This is a genomic window from Parahoeflea olei, assembly GCF_001703635.1.
GTDB classification, from domain to species: domain Bacteria; phylum Pseudomonadota; class Alphaproteobacteria; order Rhizobiales; family Rhizobiaceae; genus Hoeflea; species Hoeflea olei.
On the sequence record NZ_LQZT01000005.1, the window covers coordinates 87,117 to 106,862 of the forward strand.

The 19,746-nt window shown below is 65.9% G+C and carries 18 protein-coding genes; 7 read left to right on the forward strand and 11 right to left on the reverse strand.

The window, feature by feature from the left end; genetic code table 11:
- Positions 1-18: 18 nt before the first annotated feature.
- Positions 19-1,548: a putative bifunctional diguanylate cyclase/phosphodiesterase gene (locus AWJ14_RS05705; RefSeq protein WP_245304143.1), complete on the reverse strand. Its 1,530-nt coding sequence runs from the start codon at positions 1,546-1,548 to the stop codon at positions 19-21.
- Positions 1,549-1,879: 331 nt separating this feature from the next.
- On the opposite strand from AWJ14_RS05705, the gene AWJ14_RS05710 reads away from it, so the two are divergent.
- Together AWJ14_RS05710 and AWJ14_RS05715 are read left to right on the forward strand one after the other, a co-directional pair.
- Complete coding sequence (locus tag AWJ14_RS05710) at positions 1,880-2,821, forward strand: glycoside hydrolase family 25 protein (protein WP_083220065.1); 942 nt, start codon at positions 1,880-1,882, stop codon at positions 2,819-2,821.
- 171 nt (positions 2,822-2,992) lie between these two features.
- Positions 2,993-4,180 (forward strand): lytic murein transglycosylase, encoded by a 1,188-nt coding sequence (locus AWJ14_RS05715; protein WP_066176163.1) that lies wholly within the window; start codon positions 2,993-2,995, stop codon positions 4,178-4,180.
- Here the strand turns inward: AWJ14_RS05715 and AWJ14_RS05720 are convergent.
- Complete coding sequence (locus AWJ14_RS05720) at positions 4,167-5,777, reverse strand: cation:proton antiporter (RefSeq protein WP_066176166.1); 1,611 nt, start codon at positions 5,775-5,777, stop codon at positions 4,167-4,169. The genes AWJ14_RS05715 and AWJ14_RS05720 overlap by 14 nt on opposite strands.
- Before the next feature lie 401 nt (positions 5,778-6,178).
- On the opposite strand from AWJ14_RS05720, the gene AWJ14_RS05725 reads away from it, so the two are divergent.
- The 3 genes from AWJ14_RS05725 to AWJ14_RS05735 all read left to right on the forward strand — a co-directional run bounded on the left by AWJ14_RS05725 (position 6,179) and on the right by AWJ14_RS05735 (position 9,094).
- Positions 6,179-7,159, forward strand: coding sequence for a sialic acid TRAP transporter substrate-binding protein SiaP (locus AWJ14_RS05725; protein WP_066176168.1), 981 nt, complete (start codon positions 6,179-6,181; stop codon positions 7,157-7,159).
- Positions 7,160-7,233: 74 nt separating this feature from the next.
- Entirely contained in the window at positions 7,234-7,800 is a 567-nt protein-coding gene (locus tag AWJ14_RS05730; RefSeq protein ID WP_066176173.1) for a TRAP transporter small permease, read from the forward strand.
- A 13-nt stretch (positions 7,801-7,813) separates the two neighbouring features.
- Positions 7,814-9,094: a TRAP transporter large permease gene (locus AWJ14_RS05735; protein ID WP_066176176.1), complete on the forward strand. Its 1,281-nt coding sequence runs from the start codon at positions 7,814-7,816 to the stop codon at positions 9,092-9,094.
- Between the two features lie 22 nt (positions 9,095-9,116).
- Here the strand turns inward: AWJ14_RS05735 and AWJ14_RS05740 are convergent, their stop codons facing one another.
- Both AWJ14_RS05740 and AWJ14_RS05745 read right to left on the reverse strand, forming a co-directional pair.
- Positions 9,117-9,362, reverse strand: a complete 246-nt coding sequence (locus AWJ14_RS05740) for a hypothetical protein (RefSeq protein WP_066176178.1) — start codon at positions 9,360-9,362, stop codon at positions 9,117-9,119.
- Between the two features lie 152 nt (positions 9,363-9,514).
- Positions 9,515-10,735, reverse strand: a complete 1,221-nt coding sequence (locus AWJ14_RS05745; RefSeq protein WP_066176180.1) for an alanine racemase — start codon at positions 10,733-10,735, stop codon at positions 9,515-9,517.
- A gap of 144 nt (positions 10,736-10,879) precedes the next feature.
- On the opposite strand from AWJ14_RS05745, the gene AWJ14_RS05750 reads away from it, so the two are divergent.
- Positions 10,880-11,827 carry a DMT family transporter gene (locus AWJ14_RS05750; protein ID WP_245304140.1) on the forward strand — a complete coding sequence of 316 codons (948 nt, stop codon included), beginning with the start codon at positions 10,880-10,882 and terminating at the stop codon, positions 11,825-11,827.
- Positions 11,828-12,334: 507 nt separating this feature from the next.
- Here AWJ14_RS05750 and metF read toward each other — a convergent pair.
- The 5 genes from metF to AWJ14_RS05775 all read right to left on the reverse strand — a co-directional run bounded on the left by metF (position 12,335) and on the right by AWJ14_RS05775 (position 17,918).
- A complete protein-coding gene (metF, locus tag AWJ14_RS05755) occupies positions 12,335-13,249 on the reverse strand; it encodes a methylenetetrahydrofolate reductase [NAD(P)H] (protein ID WP_066176183.1) in 915 nt (304 codons plus the stop codon).
- A gap of 1 nt (position 13,250) precedes the next feature.
- The gene (locus AWJ14_RS05760) at positions 13,251-14,264 is read right to left on the reverse strand and encodes an ArsR/SmtB family transcription factor (protein ID WP_066176187.1); all 1,014 of its coding nucleotides are present in this window, start codon (positions 14,262-14,264) and stop codon (positions 13,251-13,253) included.
- 193 nt (positions 14,265-14,457) lie between these two features.
- Complete coding sequence (locus tag AWJ14_RS05765) at positions 14,458-15,084, reverse strand: MOSC domain-containing protein (RefSeq protein WP_066176191.1); 627 nt, start codon at positions 15,082-15,084, stop codon at positions 14,458-14,460.
- 80 nt (positions 15,085-15,164) lie between these two features.
- Entirely contained in the window at positions 15,165-16,922 is a 1,758-nt protein-coding gene (locus AWJ14_RS05770; protein WP_083220066.1) for an ABC transporter permease, read from the reverse strand.
- Between the two features lie 9 nt (positions 16,923-16,931).
- The gene (locus tag AWJ14_RS05775; protein ID WP_066176196.1) at positions 16,932-17,918 is read right to left on the reverse strand and encodes an ABC transporter substrate-binding protein; all 987 of its coding nucleotides are present in this window, start codon (positions 17,916-17,918) and stop codon (positions 16,932-16,934) included.
- Between the two features lie 183 nt (positions 17,919-18,101).
- Between AWJ14_RS05775 and AWJ14_RS05780 the strand changes: the two genes are divergently transcribed.
- A complete protein-coding gene (locus AWJ14_RS05780) occupies positions 18,102-18,536 on the forward strand; it encodes a hypothetical protein (RefSeq protein WP_245304141.1) in 435 nt (144 codons plus the stop codon).
- A gap of 7 nt (positions 18,537-18,543) precedes the next feature.
- On the opposite strand, the gene AWJ14_RS05785 is transcribed toward AWJ14_RS05780, so the two are convergent.
- Both AWJ14_RS05785 and AWJ14_RS05790 read right to left on the reverse strand, forming a co-directional pair.
- Positions 18,544-18,915 (reverse strand): response regulator, encoded by a 372-nt coding sequence (locus AWJ14_RS05785; protein ID WP_083220067.1) that lies wholly within the window; start codon positions 18,913-18,915, stop codon positions 18,544-18,546.
- On the reverse strand, positions 18,912-19,746 hold an 835-nt coding region (locus tag AWJ14_RS05790; RefSeq protein WP_171904823.1), incomplete at its 5' end, for a sensor histidine kinase. The genes AWJ14_RS05785 and AWJ14_RS05790, both read right to left, overlap by 4 nt.

The window sequence follows — 19,746 nt, forward strand, 5'->3', positions numbered from 1 at the left end:
GACCGGAGCGGACTCCCCTCAGCAGGCCTTGAGAAAGCCGAAATGGGCCAGGGCGCGGGGGCCGGAACCGGTGACCTGCGCACGCTCCTGATCCATCGAGGTGAAGAGGCAGCGCGCCTGCGCGGCCGAAAGCGGCTTGCCGCAGAACCCGCCCTGCACTTCGGCGGGCTGCATTTCGCATGCCAGTTGCAGGTCTTCCTCCGTGTCCACGCCGGTCAGGGTGACGGGGGTTCCAACGGTGGCGGCCAGCTGCAGGAACAGTTTGAGCATCTGCGACATCCGCCGTTCGCCCGCGATCGCGCGGACGCGCACGAGGTCGATGCGCACCCGGTCCACTTCGTGCAGCCGCGTCATCGACAGGCCCGCCACGCTGGCGGCGATCTCGCTCACCGCGACCAGCACCCCGCCGGCGCGCAGGCTGGCGATGTTTTCGAGCGAGGCAGCGCAGTCGCCGACGCCCGCGGTCGAGGGCACCTCGAGCACCAGCCGTCCGGGAGCGACGCCGGTTTCGTCGAGAAGCGCCAGCACCAGCGCCGCAAAGCACGGGTCGCGGAACTGCAGCGTGGCCACCGGCACGGTGAGCTCCGCGTCAACGCCCCAGGAGGCCGCATCCATCAGCGCCCGCCGCAGCATCCACTTGCCCAGGATCACGATCAGGCCGCTGTCTTCGGCCATCGGCATGAACACGTCATGGGCGACATCGCCATGACCCGAACGGTGCCAGTTGAGCCGCGCCTTGAAGCCGGACGGCGTCAGCGTGTCCGTCCGGATCACCGGCAGATACTCGATCCCGAAGGCGTCGCGGGCAATGCCGTCACGCATCGCCACTTCGAGCTCACGGCGCATCCGGTATTCGACATCCATGTCCTCGGAAAAGAAGCAGTGGCTGATGCCGGGCAGCGATTTGGCGCGGTAGAGCGCAAGGTCGGCCTGCTTGAGCAGGTCCGCCAGTTGCGCCTCCGGCGCGTACGCCGTGGCGATGCCGATGCTGCCAGCGGTGCTGATCGACCCGGTGCCGTGCAGCACCGGCTGAAACACGGTTTCGGACAGCATGGCGCAAAAGGCGGAAATCTCCGCGTCGTCGCGCACCCCGTCCCACAGCACCACGAATTCGTCGCCGCCGAGCCGGTACACCCGCCGCCGCGCGCTGGCATGGCGCTGCAGGCGTTGGGCAAGCGACCTGAGCACGGCGTCGCCCACCGCATGGCCGAGCGTGTCGTTGATGAACTTGAAGCGATCGAGGTCGAACAGCAGCAAGGCCAGCCGTTTCGCCCCTGCGTCGCTGCCGGCAAGGATCTCATCGACATCGGCGTTCAGGGCGTGGCGATTGCGCAGTTCGGTCAGGTTGTCGTGATAGGCCGCGTAATGCAGGCGGTCGGCCTTGATCCGTTCGCTCTCAAGGCGCTGCGCGAGCCGGACGTGGCGCCGTTCGAGCCCGATCACCAGGGCGAGGAAACAAAGGGGGACGGCGGCCAGGGCAAGGTTCACCGGGGTGGCCATCGCCCACAGGCTGCCACCGGCTTCCGCCAGCAAGGCCCGGATGAACACGGCCAAGGGCAGAATGGAAACGGCGCACATCCCCGCGAAAGCATATCGCGCGAACGGGCCAGGCACAAAAGAACTAGGCTTCATGCATAGGCTCCTGACAACAGAACATCATGTTCCGCCGCCGATCATGCGCGCCCAGGTTTTAACAAATGGTCACCTGCATCTTTTGTGGTGAACATTTGCTTTACGATGTTTCTCAAACTTTAAGCTTTTGCCGCTAGAAGAGTGGATTCGAAGCCCTTCACCTCCGTGCCGCCAGACGGGACTCCGTCCGGTGGGCCCAAGCTGCAGCGCCTTGATGTCCCATCTCCCAACCGCCCCGAGCCGAGCCATGCCCCGCCCTTCCACGCCCCTCGACAGGACGCCCTCACGCCCGGACGCACCGCGCCGCGAGCCGCCGCAGACACAGCCCCGCTTCGGTCCGCGCCGGGGCCTGGCCGTGCTGCTCGCGGTCGCGGCCCTGGGTCTGTCGGCCTGCACCTCCTCGAACCTGACCGACGGGCTCGAGCCGATCGGCAGCGGCAAGCAGACCGCGCGCGCCCAGAAGGCCGCGGTGCCGGAAGTCAAGAAGCTCAAGGCGCCGGGCAACGGCCGCTATGGCGACCGCAAGCCGGTCGATTTCGGCAAGCGCCACCCCGACCGCTATCCGGTGCACGGCATCGATGTGTCGAAATGGCAGGGCGACATCGACTGGCAGGAGGTGCGCAAGGCCGGCATCGCCTTCGCCTTCATGAAGGCCACCGAAGGCGGCGACCACACCGACGACCGTTTCGACAGCTACTGGCGCGGCGCGCGCGCGGCCGGCATCGCCCATGCGCCCTATCACTTCTATTACTTCTGCCGCCCCGCGCGCGAGCAGGCCGAATGGTTCATCGCCAATGTGCCGCGCACCGCCGTGCAGATGCCGCCGGTGCTCGACGTCGAATGGAACCATGCGTCCAAGACCTGCCGGCACCGGCCCGATCCGGAAACCGTGCGCGCGGAGATGAAGATCTGGATGGACATCGTCGGTCGCCATTACGGCAAGCGGCCGATCATCTACACGCCGGTGGATTTCCACCGCGAAAACCTCGACGGCCATTTCGAAGGCTACCAGTTCTGGCTGCGCTCGGTCGCCGCCCACCCGCAGGACATCTATCCCGACCATCCCTGGACGATGTGGCAATACACCGGCACCGGAATGGTCCCGGGCATCCGCGGCGACACCGACATCAACGCCTTCGCCGGCACCCACCAGCAATGGCGCGAATGGCTGCAGAAATACGCGCGGTAACGTGGGCGGGCTTCGCTCCGCCCGTCGCCACACGAGAGCCCTGAGAAAGAGCTGTGTTCGACGGGCATCCGGGTCCGTCGACCGCACTATACTTGGCGCATCCGGTGAATCACCTCATCATCGCCACAAATCTGCGCTGGGTTCGCCGCCCCATCAGGAGTTGACGCCATCATGACACGCACGATCCCCTTCGCCCTTCTGCTCGCAAGCCTCATGGCAGGACCGGCGCTTGCCCAGGCGCCTGCCTGCGGCGGCGATTTCGGGCCGTTTCTCGAGGGCGTCAAAGCCGAGGCGATCGCCAAGGGCGTGAGCCCTGAAGTGGCCGACCGGGCCGTGCGCAATGCCGCGATCGACAAGAAGGTGCTGTCGCGCGACCGGGCGCAGGGCGTGTTCCGCCAGACCTTCCTCGAATTCTCCAAGCGCTCGGTCAGCTCGAACCGCATGCAGATCGGCGCCAAGAAGATGCAGCAGTATGCCGACACCTTCGCCCGTGCCGAGGCCGAATATGGCGTGCCTGCCGCCGTGATCACCGCGTTCTGGGGGCTCGAGACCGATTTCGGCGCGGTCCAGGGCGACTTCAACACCATGAACGCGCTCGCCACGCTCGCCCATGACTGCCGCCGGCCGGAGCTGTTCCGGCCGCAGCTGATCGCCGCCATCGAGATGGTCGGCCATGGAGATCTCGACCCCGCCGGCACCACCGGCGCCTGGGCCGGCGAAATCGGCCAGGTGCAGATGCTGCCGCGCGACATCATCGAATTCGGCGTCGATGGCGACGGCGACGGCCACGTCAACCTCAAGACCTCCGCGCCCGATGCGATCATGACCGCGGCGAAATTCATCAAGTCGCTTGGCTGGCGCGCGGGAGAACCCTGGCTTGCGGAAGTCTCGCTGCCCCAGGGCTCCTTCCCCTTCGACAAGTCCGGCCTCAACAGCGGCATGAAGCTCAATGACTGGATTTCCGCCGGCGTGACCTTCCGAAACGGCGCGCCGACCTCCGAAAACCTTGCCGCCGACCTACTGCTGCCGCAGGGCCGCCATGGCCCGGCCTTCCTGGCCTTTCCGAACTTCGCGATCTATCTCGAATGGAACCAGAGCTTCATCTACACCACCTCGGCCGCCTATTTCGCGACCCGGCTCGCCGGCGCCAAGCCCTATGACGCGGGCAATCCGGGCGAAGGCCTCGGCGACGCGGCGATGAAGCAGCTGCAGCAGAAGCTCGCAGCCCTCGGCCACGATGTCGGCGACATCGACGGCATTCTCGGCGGCGGCACCCGCGCCGCGGTCCGCGCCGAGCAACTCCGCCTCGGCCTGCCCGCCGACGGCTGGCCGGATCAGGACCTGCTCAACCGCCTGTAACCGGCTTGCCGGGCTCCGCTGGTCGGGTTTCCTGCGGATCGGCCGCCTCCGGCCTGCCCGCTGCCCCGGGCGAGGCCTCGGGGTGCGCGATGGATGCGGCGGCGGCGGCCTCGGGGCTCACACCGCTGTCGTGCGCGTCGGCATCCGCCTCGCGCTTTGCGGCCTGCCGGCGCATGCGGCGCTGGTAGAGCGCAAATCGCAGGGCGCGGTAGCGCGCGCGGACCGCCCACATCACATTCTCCACGCCGTCGAGTTCGTCCTCATAGGCGCGCGACAGCGCCTGCTTGTAGGAGACCAGCCCTTCGCTCGCGAGATCGCCCACGCGCTGCATCAGGTTGAACCAGATCGGCGAGACCAGAAGCGAGATCGCGGTAACCGCGATCGCCAGCCGGTAGATATCGGCACCGAGTGCGCCCGAGGCAAAGCCCGCCGCCGCCAGCACGAAGGAGAATTCGCCGATCTGCGCCATCGACAATCCGCCGATCAGCGCGGTCTTGGGGTCCGAGCCAGTCAGTCTCAAAAGCAAGATGTTGAGGATGGTCTTCATGCCGATCACCAGGAACGCCGCGGCGAGCACCAGCCAGATATTGGCGAAGATGAAGTCGAGATCGATCAGCAGCCCGATCGAGAGGAAGAACACCACCAGCAGAATGCTCTGGATCGGCTCGACCACCGGGATCACCCGGCTTCGCAGCGTCGAATTGCCAACCGCGATGCCCGCCAGGAACGCGCCATAGACCGGCGACAATCCGGCCAGCCCCGACAGCGCCGCCGCCGTGAAGCACAGTGCCAGCGAGCCGATGGCGAGCAGGTCGACATTGCTTTCGATCGCCTCGAGAACGGAGAGATCAAGCGCGAGGATGCTTTCGATCGCCTCGGCAAAGGGCAGCTTGAGCTTGGGATGACGACCGAACCACCACAGCAGCCCTGCCAGCAGCAGCACCGCCACCACCACCTTGAAGGCCACGCCGCCATAATCGATGGCCTCGCCGCCGAGGCTCGAAACCATGATCAGCATCGGCACCACGGCGATGTCCTGGGCAATCAGCACGCCGACGGCGACCCGGCCCGCGGCATGCCGCAACTCGCCCATTTCCTCGAGCATCTTCATCGCCACCACCGTGCTCGACAGCGCGATGATGAAGCCGAGAATGAGCACTTCCGAGGGGCTGGCATCGAGCACGTAGGCCAGCGCCGCCGCAAGCACCATGGAGACCACGAGCTGGCCGCTTGCCACCAGCGCCGCCTGCCTGAGGCTGAGCACGAAGGCCTTGATCGACAATTCCATGCCGATGAAGAACAGCAGCACCACCACACCCAACTCGGCGAGCAGCGACACATTTTCCGAAGTCGAGATCACCCCGAGCCCGGTGGGCCCCAGCGCCAGCCCGGCCAGAATAAAGCCCACCAGCGGCGGTTGCCTCAGCCGCATGAAGCCGAGGCCCAGCAGCGCCGCCACGGCCACCGCAATGGCGATCGCCACCATCGCCTCGCCGTGATGGCCGCCATGATCGGCAGCCTGTTCCACCACCTGCGCGACCGCCTGTTCGACAACCTCGCCCACGGCTTCGACCGCGCCGGAGATCTGTTCTTCCATTCACGACTCCTTCTTGACGCCAGCCTAATACATGCCGGCGGCGATTGGGAGCGTTTCGGTTTGCCCGGGCTGTCAGAGCCACGCCGTGCGGTCAAACCCGTCATTCGCCGGGCAATTGCGCCCCCCGCCACCGGGCCAAGAGTGAGACTTCAAAAGTCGGGAGACCGCCGGGCGAGCGTCGCGGCAGGGAGGCCCGGCCGCATCCTCTGGCCGGCCGGCCGGCCGACCGCCCGCGCCTGCAGCCTTTTGGCGGGCGCTCTCGGGCCGGTACAGCTATGCCTTGTGATTATGCTAGAATGTTAGTATGAAAACCAAATCATATGGTTCACTGTCCGTATGGTACCGAGGAGGATTTCAGTACGGCCTTGAGTGGGTCATCTTAGTTTTGGGAGGAACTATCCATGAAAAATAATAAGCTGGCGCTGGCAGCGCTCGCGTCGACCATGCTGGTTGCCGTTTCCGGGCCGGCCTTTTCCGCACCGCAAACCCTCAAATGGGCGCATGTCTACGAGGCCAGCGAGCCCTATCACACCTGTGCGGTCGCAGCGTCCGATCTGCTCTCCGAGGCCACCGACGGGCGCTACAACATCGAGGTCTTCCCGGCCTCGTCGCTCGGCAAGGAAGTCGACATCAACGAAGGCCTGGGCCTCGGCACCGTCGACATCATCTATACCGGCCAGCTGTTTGCCGGCCGCTCCTACGGTCCGATCGCCATCGGCGGCGCGCCCTACATGTTCCGCGACTACGATCACTGGGACAAATACCGCAAGTCCGACCTCTTCAACGAAATGGCGAAGGCCTACGAGGACGCCTCGGGCAACCACATCACCTCGATGACCTATTATGGCCAGCGCCATGCCACCTCCAATGTCGAGATCAAGACGCCGGAGGACATGAAGGGCCTGAAGATCCGCGTGCCGAACGCACCGCTCTACATGATGTTCCCGCGGGCCGTGGGCGCGAACCCTACGCCGATCGCCTTCGCCGAGGTCTACCTGGCGCTGCAGCAGGGCACGGTCGACGCCCAGGAGAACCCGCTGCCGACCATCCAGGCCAAGAAATTCTACGAAGTACAGAAATACATCACGCTCACCGGCCATATCAGCGACGCGCTGATGACCATCGTCGGCGGCCCCACCTGGGGATCGCTCAGCGCGGAGGACCAGACCGCGCTCGAAGGCGTGCTCGACCAGACCGCCGAATGCGCCAGCGAGCAGATCATCCAGAAGGAAAAGGAGCTTGTGCAGTGGTTCAGGGACAATGGCGTCACCGTCAACGAGGTTGACCGCACGCCGTTCCGCGAAGCCACGATGAAGCTGCACAACGGCGCCGATGCCACCTGGGATCAGGCCACCTACGACAGGCTTCAGGCCATCGAGTAACCGGACACGCCGGATAACTGCGTTGCGCGGCGGCTTCCGGGCCGTCGCGTGTCCTTTGCTTCGGAGGTTGCCCGATGTCGCCCGACGACAACACCAAGAATTCCGCCTCGATCGCCGACCTGATCCATGAGGAAGACGAAGACCTGACCGGATTCCAGTGGGACGACGGCCTCGTGCTGGTTGTCTTCTGGGCGCTGGCTTTCGTGGTCTTCCTGCAGTTCTTCACCCGCTACGTGCTCAACGATTCGCTCGGCTGGACCGAGGAGATCGCCCGCTTCCTTTTGATCGCGGTGACCTTTCTCGGCGCCGTCATGGCGGTCCGGCGCGAAAGCCAGATCGCCATGGAGCTTGCCTTCCGCTGGCTGTCGCGGCCGGTGCGCCAGGCGCTGCAATATTTCATCGATATCGTCGCGGTCGTCTTTTACGGGTTCATGGGATATCTGTGCTCCCAGGTGGCGGCCCGGACCCAGCAGAAGATGGTGTCCATCGATTTCCCGAAATCCTCGATCTACTGGTTCATCTGCGCCTGTTTCGCGGTCATGACCCTCTATGGGCTGATGGTGCTCTGGCGCCACCTGCGCACCGGCAGCAGCCGGCTGATCGACCCCGAAACCGCCAGGTCCCAGGGCCCGTCGCTGTAATCGAAGGCATGCCATGCTCCTGACTCTTCTCTTCGTCCTGGTGTTCGCACTGATCGCACTCGGCGTCCCGGTGGCCATCGCGCTGGCCGGCTCGTCGCTGGTCTTCATCCTGCTCGACGGCCATGTCCCCGGCCTCGTCGTCGCCCACCGGATGATCAACGGCGTCGATTCCTTTCCGCTGCTCGCCGTCCCCTTCTTCATCCTGGCCGGCAACCTGATGAACACCTCGGGCATCACCGAACGCATCTTCGATTTCGCCAAGGCGCTGATCGGCTGGCTTCCCGGCGGGCTCGGTCACGTCAATATCGGCGCCTCGGTGATCTTCGCGGGCATGTCGGGCGCGGCCGTTGCCGATGCCGGAGGCCTCGGCGCCATCGAGATCAAGGCGATGCGGGACGCCAAATACGATCCCGGCTTCGCGGTCGGCATCACCGCCGCCTCCTCCACCATCGGCCCGATCATCCCGCCCTCGCTGCCGATCGTCATCTACGGCGTCGTCGCCGGCGCCTCCATCGGCCAGCTGTTCGCCGCCGGCCTGATCCCCGGGCTGATGATGGCCGCGGCGCTGATGCTGATGGTCGCCTTCTATGCCCATCGCTACAAATATCCGCGCGACCAGGCCTTCCGGCTGCGGATCCTGGGCCATGCCTTCCTGCGCGCCTTCCTGTCGCTGCTCACGCCGGTGATCATCGTCGGCGGCATTCTCACCGGCGCGTTCACGCCCACCGAGGCTGCGATCGCGGCCTGCGTCTGGGCGCTGATCCTCGGCCTCTTCGTCTACCGCACGCTGACGCTGCGCCGCTTCCTCAAGGTGTCAATGGACACGATCGAGACCACCGCCGTGGTGCTGTTCATCGTCGCCGCCGCCTCGATCTTCGCCTGGATCCTGACCTCGAACCGGGTGCCCGAACATTTCGCCGCCCTGATCCTCAGCGTCTCGGAAAACCCGATCATCATCCTGCTGCTGATCAACCTGATCCTGCTGGTGGTCGGCTGCTTCATGGAAACGGTGGCGGCCATCACCATCCTGGTGCCGGTGCTGCTGCCGATCGCGCTGCATGTCGGCATCGATCCGGTCCATTTCGGCGTGATCCTGGTGCTCAACCTGATGATCGGGCTGCTGACGCCACCGGTGGGCATGGTGCTCTACGTGCTTTCGCGGGTGGCGAAGGTGCCGTTCGAGCGCTGTGTTTCGGCCACGGCCCCCTTCCTGGTGCCGCTGTTCGCGGTGCTGTTGCTGGTGACGTTCTTCCCGGTCTTCACCATGTGGCTGCCGACGCTGATCTACCGGTGAGCGGGGAGACCCGGCGGCCCGGTCAGAGCTTGTCGAACTCGTCCTTGTCGACAGGCATCAGCATGACCGCGGTCGCCATCACCGCGAAGCCGAAGGTCGAGCCGAACGAGACCAGCAGGATGAACAGGCCGGCCACGCGGCTCGAGGAATGCAGGATCAGGTCGCCGAAGCCGTTGATGTTGAAATAGACCACGCCCGCGGCGACGAACCAGCCGATCAGCACGCCGAGCGCCGAGTTGATGAGCACGAAACGGATCAGTTTGGGCATGGTCTAAACTCCGCTGCAGCCCTGCGGCTGCGGTTGTGCGCCCATCCTATCCCAAACCGGGCGCGGGGTCGCGTGAAAGATGCGCGCAGCCCCGTTCGGCGTTCGGCGGTCGGCGGTCGGCGGTCGGACAGATCCGTGGCCAGGCCCGCGCGTCAGGTCGCCATGGTCTCGAGGCTCGCATAGCCGTCGGGCGCGCCCTCGTCGCCGAACGGGGTCGTCACTTCCACGAAATCGTCGGGATAGAAGCCGTTGAAGCGGGTCCTGAGCGACAGCGAATAGGCGCCGATATGGCCGATCTCGATCCAGTCACCGGTGTCGACCGTCTCGGGCAGCCAGAACGGCCGCGAGAGGATGTCGACCGAATCGCAGGTCGCCCCGCAGACCCGGAACGGCACCACGTTTTCGGCGTCGCCCTTGCGGATCCGGCGTGCCGGATCGGGAATGAACCGCGCCGGCAGGGTGATCTTGCCGGTCCAGCTGTCCGACAGAGAGGCCCAGATGCCGTCATTGATGTAGAGCCGACGGCCTTTCCGGAGCAGCACCCGCACGATCAGTGAGAAGGCGCGCGCCACCACCACGCGTCCGGGCTCGGCGACCAGCGGCATGTCGTCGAAGGCCCATTCGGTGATGTTGTCCTTCAATTTGCCCATCAGCTCCTCGAGCGGCGGCACCGGCCGGACCTTGCGGTTGGGATCGTGGCCGTAGACCGCCGGAAAGCCGCCGCCGACATCGAGCCCGACCAGTTGCACGCCCGCGCGGTTGCGCACCCAGTCGGCGGACTTGAGCGCCTGCTCGTAGGAGTCCGCTTCCTCGACCTGGCTGCCGACGTGAAAGCACAGGCCCACCTTGAAGCCGATCTTGTCGAGCCGCTGCACCAGTTCCACCGCATGGCCCGGCGCGGCGCCGAATTTCTTCGACAGCTCATACATCGCATGGCCCTTGGTCTGCAGCCGCACGAAAATGGTGATCGAGGCCGGATCGAGATCGAGCGCGCGCACGATGCGGAGCACCTTGGCGATCTCGTCCTCATGGTCGAGCGACATCACCCGGATGCCATAGGTTTCGAGCGCGAGCCGGATGTCGGACTGCGCCTTGACCGGATGCATATAGAGCATTTCCGCTGTCGGCGACGCCGCGCGCACGGCCTCGAACTCGCCGGGAGAGGCGACGTCGAAGATCTTCACCCCCGCCTCGACCAGGGCCTTGAGCACCATCGGCTCGCCATTGGTCTTGACCGCATAGGCCGTCTCACCGGGGAACAACCGCATGAAATCGAGCGCATCCTGCCGGAGCACGGCGGGCCGGAAACAATAGAGCGGATGGTCCGGCCTGAGCTTGAGTGCTGCGTCCGTTCCCGTGGCGAATCGTTGCATAAGTGATCCCTCAATTGACCTCCGACCCTATCAACCCACCACATGACCGGCAAATGCGGCGGCTTTGCGCGGGCGCGTCCACTTTCGGGTGGCGTTCGGCGCGGCCGCGTGGCACTGAGCAAGTCCCGCCACCGGAGCTTCCCGATGACCACCGCCGCACCGCCCCGCGCCCCCGCCGCCTCGATGTCCGCCGCCACCTGGGGTTTCCTGATGCTGCTGGGGCTGATCTGGGGCGGATCGTTCTTCTTTGCCCGCATCGCCGTCCAGCACGTGCCGCCGATGACGCTGGTGCTGGTGCGGGTGAGCCTGGCGGCCCTTGCGCTGCACCTGATCTTCTTCCGCCTGCCGGACTTCTACCGCACCCTCGCCGCGAACTGGCGGCAATTGCTGGTTCTGGGCCTGATCAACAATGCCATTCCCTTCACGCTGATCTTTCTGGGCCAGACCCGGATCGGCGCCGGCCTCGCCTCCATCCTCAATGCCACCACGCCGCTGTGGACCGTGATCGTCGCCCAGATGCTCACCACCGACGAGAAGATCTCGGCCGCCAAGCTGATCGGCTGCGCGCTCGGCCTTGCCGGCATGGTGCTGCTGATCGGCCCCGCCGCGCTCGGCATCGCCGACTCCCCGCTCTGGGCCAAGCTCGCCGTGGTGGGCGCAGCGATTTCCTACGGTTTCGCCGCCTCCTTCGGCAAGCGCTTCAAGGGCGTCTCCCCGCGCGTGACCGCCACCGGACAGCTGACCGCCTCGAGCCTGATCATGCTGCCGCTGGCCCTTGCCGTGGACCAACCCTGGACGCTGCCCGTCCCGCCCGTCGACGTGATCGCCGCCATCCTGGCGCTGGCGCTGGTGTCCACCGCCTTCGCCTATGTGCTCTATTTCCGCATCCTGAGCCAGGCCGGCGCCACCTCCGCCTCGCTGGTGACGCTGCTGGTGCCGCCCTCGGCGATCCTGCTCGGCATCCTCTTTCTGGGCGAAACGCTCTCGTTCACCGAGGCGATGGGCCTCGTCTTGATCGCCCTGGGATTGATGTCGCTCGACAACCGGCTGGGCTGGAAAGGCCGCTCGAAAGGCGCACCGCCAGCACCCTGAAACGAGGCCCCGTGGGGCCTCCCGCAACCGGGTGCAGCCCGCAAATGGACACGCACAGGCTGCAAGCGGCAGTTTGTTAACAAATAATGAATACAAATTTAACCTTTGAAATTCAAAGGCTTAAATTGGGAATTGCGACAATTCGCCCCGCTCTTAGCTGCACTGCAGCAACGATTTCGCTTTTCATGGAGCCACAGGCGTGACTATCATTTGATGGTAAACGCGATGGAGGACCACCATGGGATTTACGCAATCGCTCAACGCCCTTGTGATCTGTGCAGCGTTCATTTTTGTTGGTGCAATGCTCTTTATCTGACCTCGACGAGCATTGAATAACAGTCAAAAGTTTGAAGACGGGAGCGCACAGGCGTTCCCGTTTTCGTTTGGGCAAGGGCCATCGCCGCTCCGCCGCGGGCCCGGTCGAAAAAGGGCGCTGCCCCTGCCCAAGGAAGGGGAGCGCCCTGTCGGGGCCGGGCCCCGCTTCAAGGATATGCGTCGGGGATTGGCTCAGGCCGCCGCGCCCACGGCCGTCCGCTCCTGGCCGCGCAGGCCCAGGATGTGGCAGATCGCATAGACCAGTTGCGCCCGGTTCATGGTGTAGAAGTGGAAATCGTCGATGCCGCGCTCGACCAGGTCGTTGACCTGTTCGGCCGCCACCGCCGCGGCCACCAGCGCCCGCGTCTCCGGGTCCTTTTCCAGGCCGTCGAACCGCCGCGCAAACCGCTCGGGCACGCTCGCGCCACACAGTTTCGAGAACCGCGCCACTTGCGCGAAATTGTGCACCGGCAGGATGCCCGGCACGATCGGCACATAGATGCCGGCACGCCGCACCCGCTCGACATAGCGCTCGTAGACGTCGTTGTCGAAGAAGAACTGGGTGATGGCGCGGGTGGCCCCGGCATCGACCTTGCGCTTGAGCATGTCGATGTCGGTGGCGAAATCCGGGCTTTCGGGATGGCGTTCGGGATAGGCCGACACGGAAATCTCGAAATCCGAAATCGCCCGCAGCCCCGCCACCAGTTCCGCCGCATTGGCATAGCCGCCCGGATGCGGCCTGTAGGCCGCGCCCACGCCCTCCGGCGGATCGCCGCGCAGCGCCACGAAATGGTTGACGCCGACCGCCTGGAACTCGCGCGCCACCGCATCGACGTCGGTCTTGTCGGATCCCACGCAGGTCAGGTGCGCGGCCGGCGCAAGCGCAGTCTCCCGGCTGATCCGCGCCACCGTGTTGAGCGTGGGCTTCTTGGTGGAGCCGCCCGCGCCATAGGTGACGGACACGAAATCCGGCTGGAACGGGGCAAGACGGGTGATGCTGTCCCAGAGCTGGCTTTCCATGTCGCCGTTCTTGGGCGGAAAGAACTCGAAGGACACCTTGATCCGCTGGGCGGAGCCGGCCGCGTTGGCGCGGGATGAACTGTTCATGTCAGGCTGTTCCTGTGCTTGGAAGGGTCGGGTCCGCGGCAATCAGCAGCCGCGGGTCGCGCGCCAGCCAGATCGTCACGGTAAGGGCCCGGTCATTGTCGGAACCCGCGGGAAGGTCGACGATCTCTTCCACCGTCAATCCGCAGGTCTTGAGCCATTCGGCCATCTGATCGTGGCTGAAGCCGAGGCGCGCATGGGCATGTTCGGTGCGCAGTTCCTCGTGGTCGTGCGGCGCGAAATCGACCACCACCACGCGGCCGCCCGGACGCAGCATGCGCGCCGCCTCGGCGATCGCCGGCCGCGGGTCGTGCAGGAAATGCAGCACCTGGTGAATGGTCACCACGTCGAAGCTTTCGCGGTCGAGCGGCAGGTTCAAGATGTCGCCCTGGCGCACCGAGGCATGGGTGATGCCGGCCTCGTCGAGCTGGGCGCGGGCGATCGAGAGCATGTTGCGGCTCGAATCGATGCCGATCGCGCGCCGGTAGCGGTCGGCGAGCAGTTCGAGCATGCGGCCGGTGCCGGTGCCGAGATCGAGAAGCCCGTCAAACGGTGTCCGGCCGATCAGCGCGAGGATTTCCGCCTCCACCTTCTCGTCGGCGACATGGCGGTTTCTCAGATCGTTCCAGCTTTCCGCATTGGCGGAGAAATAGGCTTCCGCACGGCTCGCCCGCGCCTGCTTGACGCTCGCCAGCCGTTCGCCATCGCGTGCAAGCGAGGGGTCCGAGGGTGCGGCGGCATTGAGCGCCTGCTGCACCAGCCGGGCGCGCACGCCGTCGCGCGTCATCCGGAAATAGGCCCAGGCGCCCTCCTGATAGCGTTCCACCAGTCCCGCCTCGCCCAGAAGCTTGAGATGGCGCGAAATTCGCGGCTGTGACTGGCCCAGCACTTCCGTCATTTCGCTGACCGTCAGGTCGCCCTGGCTCAGAAGCGCGATCAGGCGCAGCCGCGTGGGCTCGCCCGCGGCCTTCAAGACCTCGACGCATTCCTCCAGGGACAGGGGAGACAGAGACAACATGAAAACCCTCGGAAATGATATAAAGATATGTTTATGTCATTTCCGAACGTGATGCAAGCCCCATGTCGTCTGCGCGCCAGAAAATGTCGCTTCCCGCCTTCACACGGCAGCCGCCGGCACCCGGACCGAGGGGATCCGGGCTTCGGCGGCAAGATGCGCCGTTTGAGGATTGAAGTCGGAGCGCCTTGGCGGATCACCCGGCCGGATAGATCCACTGTTCCCAGACATGGGCGGTGACGGCCTCGCCCGGCGCGATCACGCCCGGCTTTTCCACCCAGGCGACGAGGCCGCGGCGGCGCTTGGCGGCCTTGACGAAGGCAAGCGCCAGCTGGGTCTTGTCCATGTCGGGAAAATTCTTGGCGATCGAGCCACCCGCAAGCCGGCAGGGCGCGTTGTCGCCATCGACCCTGAGCGTCACCCCGCCCTCGAAGAACAGCTGCGTGCGCGGCGGCAGCATCGACAGCATCGGAATGCCGGTGATGACCAGATTGGCGCCGATCCAGGCCGGATCGATCCGCTCGATCCCCATCTCGCCTGCCGCCAGGGCCAGCTCGTCCGGCGCCACGATCGAGATCTGCCGCTCGTTGCGGATTTCCGTGCCGCGCGGATACCAGGGCTCGCGGCTGCCGGACTTGCGCGTGGGACCGGCGTGGTAATCGCCCGGGATGCCGTCGAACCCGGTTTCGAGCCGCGCCACCTCGCCGGTTGGAAAATCCCCGCCAAGCGCCGCAAGCACCTGCGAGACGCTGCCCTTGATCCGCCGCGCCGGACGGATTTCCGGCAGGACGGGCGCGGCATCGGGAAACAGCGGCAGACTCATCGGTGGCTCCGGGCAACAGGGGTCGGGACCCCAGACTTAGCGGGTCGTCCGCGAATGGGCCAATCAAAATCCGTGAACGCTCACGACCGGCGTTGGCCGCGTCCGGCGAGCGCCTGCCAGGGCAAGGCGTCGGGGGGCAACCGCCGCGCCAGCGCCTGCATCGCCAGCATAAGCGCGAGCACCATCAGCGTTGCCGACACCGCCACCGCCGCAGCTTCCGAACCGAGCCCCGAATCCTCGAGGCTCAGGAGCGCCACGCCCAGCGTCTCCGTCCCCGCCGACCACAACAGGGCCGACACGGTCAGTTCGTTGAAGGCGAGCAGGAACACCATCAGCATGCCCGCGAACACGGCGGGAAACACGAGCGGCAGCACGATGTGACGCAGCCTGTGGCGCAGCCCAGCCCCGTCGCAGACCGCCGCCTCCTGCACCGCCTCGTCCAGCGTCGCCATCGCCGCCAGCACCGGTTTCAGGGCAATGGCGTAGAAGCGGGCGTGATAGGCAAACAGGATGATCCAGGGCGTGGCATAGATCGAGATGCCGATCAGCGGCAGCGGCTTGATGAACAACAGGATGCAGGCGATCGCCAGCACGATGCCCGGAACCGCATAGGGAAGCTCGATCAGCGCGAAAGCCAGTGTCCGCGGCTTGGGCTTGAGACGGTCGAGCACATGCGCCGAAACCAGCGTGATGACCGCGAGACTCAGCGCCGTCCCGCCTGCCAGGAGGGTCGAATTGCGGAACGCCCTGACGGTCAGGTCCTGCCGGAACAGGACCTCGGCATATTGCGCGAAGGTCAGGCTCGCCCAGGAGAGCCGGACCCCATAGGCCGGCACCAGCGACGTCGCCAGGAGCGAGGCGAGCGGCAACAGGATGGTGAGCGCGACAAAGGCCCAGACCGCGAACTCGACAACGGGGCGCCAGCGGCCAAGCTCCCAGAACGGCTCCAGCCGGTGATCGGCTTCGAGCCGGTTGGTGGCGCGCGCCAGTACCGCCCCTGCGGCAAGAACGCCTGCGCAAGCGATCGCCGCAATCAGCACGGAGATCGCCGCCGCGTCATTGATCCCGCCAGGCCCGAAGCTCGCGAGCTTGCGAAACAGCAGCGTCGGCAACGTGACATATCCGACCGGCAATCCGAGCATGGCCGGGATCCCGAAATTGCCCGCGCCGGCGACGAAGACCAGAAGCGCCGCGGTGAGCAGGAACGGCCTGAGCAGCGGCAGGAGGATCCAGGCCACCACCTGACGGGGGTGGGCGCCCTCAAGCCGCGCCGCCTCGATCAGCGGCCGGGGGATCGACGCGAGCCCGGAGGCGAGCGTGATGGCAACCAGCGGCGCATGGTGCAGGCCCATCACCAGGATGATGCCGAACTGGCCGAGCATCGGGTTCGGCGTGCCGGGCGCCGGCGCCAGACCGGCAAGCTTGAGCAGCGGCGACGCCGGGCCGAACAGCGTCTTGAACGCCAGCGCCGAAATCTGCGGCGCGATCATCAGCGACAGCACCATGAGAAAGGCGAGCGCGGTGGCCGCACGGATCGTCGTCACCGACAGCACCAGCGCAAAGCCGGTGCCGACCAGCATCGCCAGACCGCCCGACCCGAGCGCGACGACCAGGGTGTTGCGGGTGGCGCGCCAGACATCGGGCGCATCGATCACCTGCCAGAACCCGGCGAGGCCGTCGTCGAAGGCGGCCAGGAGCAGCCGCCCCACCGGCAACACCGAGAACAGCACGATGAAAACCACAAGCGCCAGCGTGAGGCCACGTCCCTCGCGCTGGCGCCATCCGGTGGATGCTCCGAACCGCCGAAGGCGCGGAGCCTGTTCTGCCTGGGCCGTCACGGGCTGCCCTTACTGGCCGAAGATCTCGGCGAAACGTTTGGTGTTGGCGTCAGCCTCGCCGAGCGCCCTGGCGGCGTCGAACGGCATCACCTTGATGCTGGCGCGATCCGGAAAGCCTGCAGGCACGGCCACGTCGGGATGGGCCGGCAGATACCCCTGGCTCAGCGCCAGTTCCTGGCCTTCGCGCGAAATCAGGAAGTCGACAAAGGCCTTGGCCGCCTCGGGATTCTGGGTCGAAGCCAGGATCGCCACCGGCTCGGAGATCGTCGACACGCCCTCTTCCGGGAACACGAATTCGACCGGCGCGCCCTTGGCCTTCTCGCGGATCGGCAGGAAGTCGACCACCATGCCATAGAGCTTCTCGCCGCCGGCCACCTGCTTGAGCACGCCGCCATTGCCGCCCGAGGCCTGCGCGCCATTGGCGGCGAGCGCTTCGTAATAGCCCCAGCCGGCGTCGAGATTGTCGACCAGCGTCGCGGTATGGATCAGCGCCGCGCCCGAAGTCAGCGGCGACGGCATGGCGACCTGCCCCTTGGCCTCGTCTTTGAGCAGGTCTTCCCAGGAGGACGGGACCATGGTGGCGGCGGTATTGTAGATGATGCCGGTGGTGATCAGCTTGGTGCCGAACCAGGTCTTGTCCGGGTCATGAATGCCCTCGGCATAGGCCGCTGTGTCCGCTTCCGGGTGGGCCATCAGGAGATCGCGCGCCTTCAGCCCTTCCATGGTGACGCTGTCGGCGATCAGCAGCACATCGGCAGGGGTCGAGCCCGCGGCCAGCTCGGCCTCAAGCTTGGCCATGATCTTGGTGGTGCCGTCGCGCACGAAGGTCACCGTGACATCCGGATAGGCCGCCATGAAGGCATCGACGGACTGCTGGGCATCGGTGTTGGGCTGGCTGGTGTAGAGCGTCAGCGTGCCCTCGACGGCGCGCGCGGGGCCGGCAAGAAGGGCGAGCGACAGCGCGAGGCCAAGCGAAAGCGGGATCGATCTGGTCATGGGAAACTCCGGTCGTGGTCGGGACAAGGACGGCCGAGCCATAGCGACGCTTGATAACAGTCCCATGACAGCCCCGCAACCGGCGCCGCAACCCCGGATGGCGATGGCAATTCACCAATCCTGCCGAGTGTGGTAGGGTCGGCAGCTCGACTACCGCGCAGACGCCGGACAGGGAGAGCGCTGATGATGTCTGCCCGTCGTGTCAACCGGATACCCGCCAGCGCTCTCTGCCTCTCGCTCGGGCTGACGCTCGGGCATGCCACCGCGGCGCCTGCGGCCGATCTGTCCTGCAACGGGCTGCTCGAGCCCGGGCAGACCATGATCTGCTCCGGCTTCGAGCCCAACTGGGCGCTCAAGCTCGAATGCAATGGCAGCATGAGCTCAAGCTTCATCGACGCGTTTTCCGGCGACGGCATCCAGACGACGCCGGGCAGCGTCGGTTTCGCGACCGAAAATCCCTGGCGGCTCGAAACCAGCCATCCGGTGACCGGTTCCCTTGCCTATACGCCGGGAGGCTGCACCGACGAGAGCGACGCCGTGCGCGACTTCACCTTCACCCCCACCGGCGCGCCGGGGCTATCCGAACCATTCTATCCGTTCTGCTGCCGGATCGAGTAGCCCCCCCTCACGCGGGGCAGATGCGTCCGAGCATGCCGGCGATGTCCTGTTCGGTATAGGGCTTGGCGACCACCGGGTGGTGGGCCAGATCGTCGCTGAGGCCGCTTGCGCCGTAGCCGCTCGCGAAGACGAGCGGGATGCCGAGTTGATCGAGCCGGCGGGCGTAGGGAAAGATGCGCTCGCCGGCGATGTTGACATCGAGGATCGCCGCATCCGCCCGGAAGTCGCCGCTGAGCATCTTGTCCAGGTCCCGCAGCGTCATCACCGGGCCGATCACCGCATAGCCGAGATCCTCCAGGATCATTTCGAGATTGATCGCGATCAGGCTTTCGTCCTCGACGATGAGAACGGACATCGGTTTCGGCGTGTCGGACATCATGGCTGGGCTTTCTCGCCGCGCAACACGGCAGCTTCGAGGGTGACGATGCAGGAGAACCTCTGGTCGCGGAACGAGGGGGCGTAGGAGCCGCCGAACTCGCCCGCCACGATGCTCTCGATCAGGCGGGTGCCGAAGCCCTTCCTGTCCGGCTGAACGGCGGGCGGACCGCCCGATTCCCGCCAGGCAAGCGTGAGGTGTCCTTCCGGCTCCTCGCGCCAGACGATGGCGACGGTTCCGGTTTCGCTGCTCAGGGCGCCGTATTTGACGGCATTGGTGGCAAGCTCGTGCACCAACATGGCCAGCGAAATCGAGGCCCGGGGCGAGAGCGTGAAGCGCGGCCCGTCGAGGCTGATGCGCTCCGGGTCGAAAACAGCGACTTCCTGGCCGATGATCTCGCCGAGATCGGCGCTGGTCCATTCCTGCGCGCTCAACAGATTGTGCGCCTTGGACAGCGCCGCGAGCCGGGCGCCGATGGCCTGCTTCGCCGAGGCCGGATCGGCGGCCGACCGCAGCGTCTGGGCGACGATCGACTGCACGGATGCGAGCGTGTTCTTGACCCGGTGGTTGAGTTCCTCCAGCAGCAGGCGCTGCCGGTGCTGCCGCTTGACGTCCTCGCTGCGGTCGCTGCCCTGGACGAACACGCCGGTGATGGTGCCGTCGGTGTCGCGGATCGCATCATAGGAGAAATCGAGATAAGTCTCCTGCAAGTCGTCGGATCCAGGCTTGCGGATCATCACCCGTCGCGCCTCGGCCTGGTATTGCCGCCCGGTGCGGTAGACCTCGTCGAGAAGATCGAGAATGCCCTGCTCGCGGACCTCGGGAATCGCCACG

Excerpts from the sequence above, each read along its gene's own strand:
- AWJ14_RS05710 (WP_083220065.1), top strand. The coding sequence starts at position 1,880 with ATGCCCCGCCCTTCCACGCCCCTCGACAGGACGCCCTCACGCCCGGAC.
- AWJ14_RS05715 (WP_066176163.1), top strand. The coding sequence starts at position 2,993 with ATGACACGCACGATCCCCTTCGCCCTTCTGCTCGCAAGCCTCATGGCA.
- AWJ14_RS05720 (WP_066176166.1), bottom strand. The coding sequence starts at position 5,777 with ATGGAAGAACAGATCTCCGGCGCGGTCGAAGCCGTGGGCGAGGTTGTC.
- AWJ14_RS05725 (WP_066176168.1), top strand. The coding sequence starts at position 6,179 with ATGAAAAATAATAAGCTGGCGCTGGCAGCGCTCGCGTCGACCATGCTG.
- AWJ14_RS05730 (WP_066176173.1), top strand. The coding sequence starts at position 7,234 with ATGTCGCCCGACGACAACACCAAGAATTCCGCCTCGATCGCCGACCTG.
- AWJ14_RS05735 (WP_066176176.1), top strand. The coding sequence starts at position 7,814 with ATGCTCCTGACTCTTCTCTTCGTCCTGGTGTTCGCACTGATCGCACTC.
- AWJ14_RS05740 (WP_066176178.1), bottom strand. The coding sequence starts at position 9,362 with ATGCCCAAACTGATCCGTTTCGTGCTCATCAACTCGGCGCTCGGCGTG.
- AWJ14_RS05745 (WP_066176180.1), bottom strand. The coding sequence starts at position 10,735 with ATGCAACGATTCGCCACGGGAACGGACGCAGCACTCAAGCTCAGGCCG.
- AWJ14_RS05750 (WP_245304140.1), top strand. The coding sequence starts at position 10,880 with ATGACCACCGCCGCACCGCCCCGCGCCCCCGCCGCCTCGATGTCCGCC.
- metF (WP_066176183.1), bottom strand. The coding sequence starts at position 13,249 with ATGAACAGTTCATCCCGCGCCAACGCGGCCGGCTCCGCCCAGCGGATC.
- AWJ14_RS05760 (WP_066176187.1), bottom strand. The coding sequence starts at position 14,264 with ATGTTGTCTCTGTCTCCCCTGTCCCTGGAGGAATGCGTCGAGGTCTTG.
- AWJ14_RS05765 (WP_066176191.1), bottom strand. The coding sequence starts at position 15,084 with ATGAGTCTGCCGCTGTTTCCCGATGCCGCGCCCGTCCTGCCGGAAATC.
- AWJ14_RS05775 (WP_066176196.1), bottom strand. The coding sequence starts at position 17,918 with ATGACCAGATCGATCCCGCTTTCGCTTGGCCTCGCGCTGTCGCTCGCC.
- AWJ14_RS05780 (WP_245304141.1), top strand. The coding sequence starts at position 18,102 with ATGATGTCTGCCCGTCGTGTCAACCGGATACCCGCCAGCGCTCTCTGC.
- AWJ14_RS05785 (WP_083220067.1), bottom strand. The coding sequence starts at position 18,915 with ATGATGTCCGACACGCCGAAACCGATGTCCGTTCTCATCGTCGAGGAC.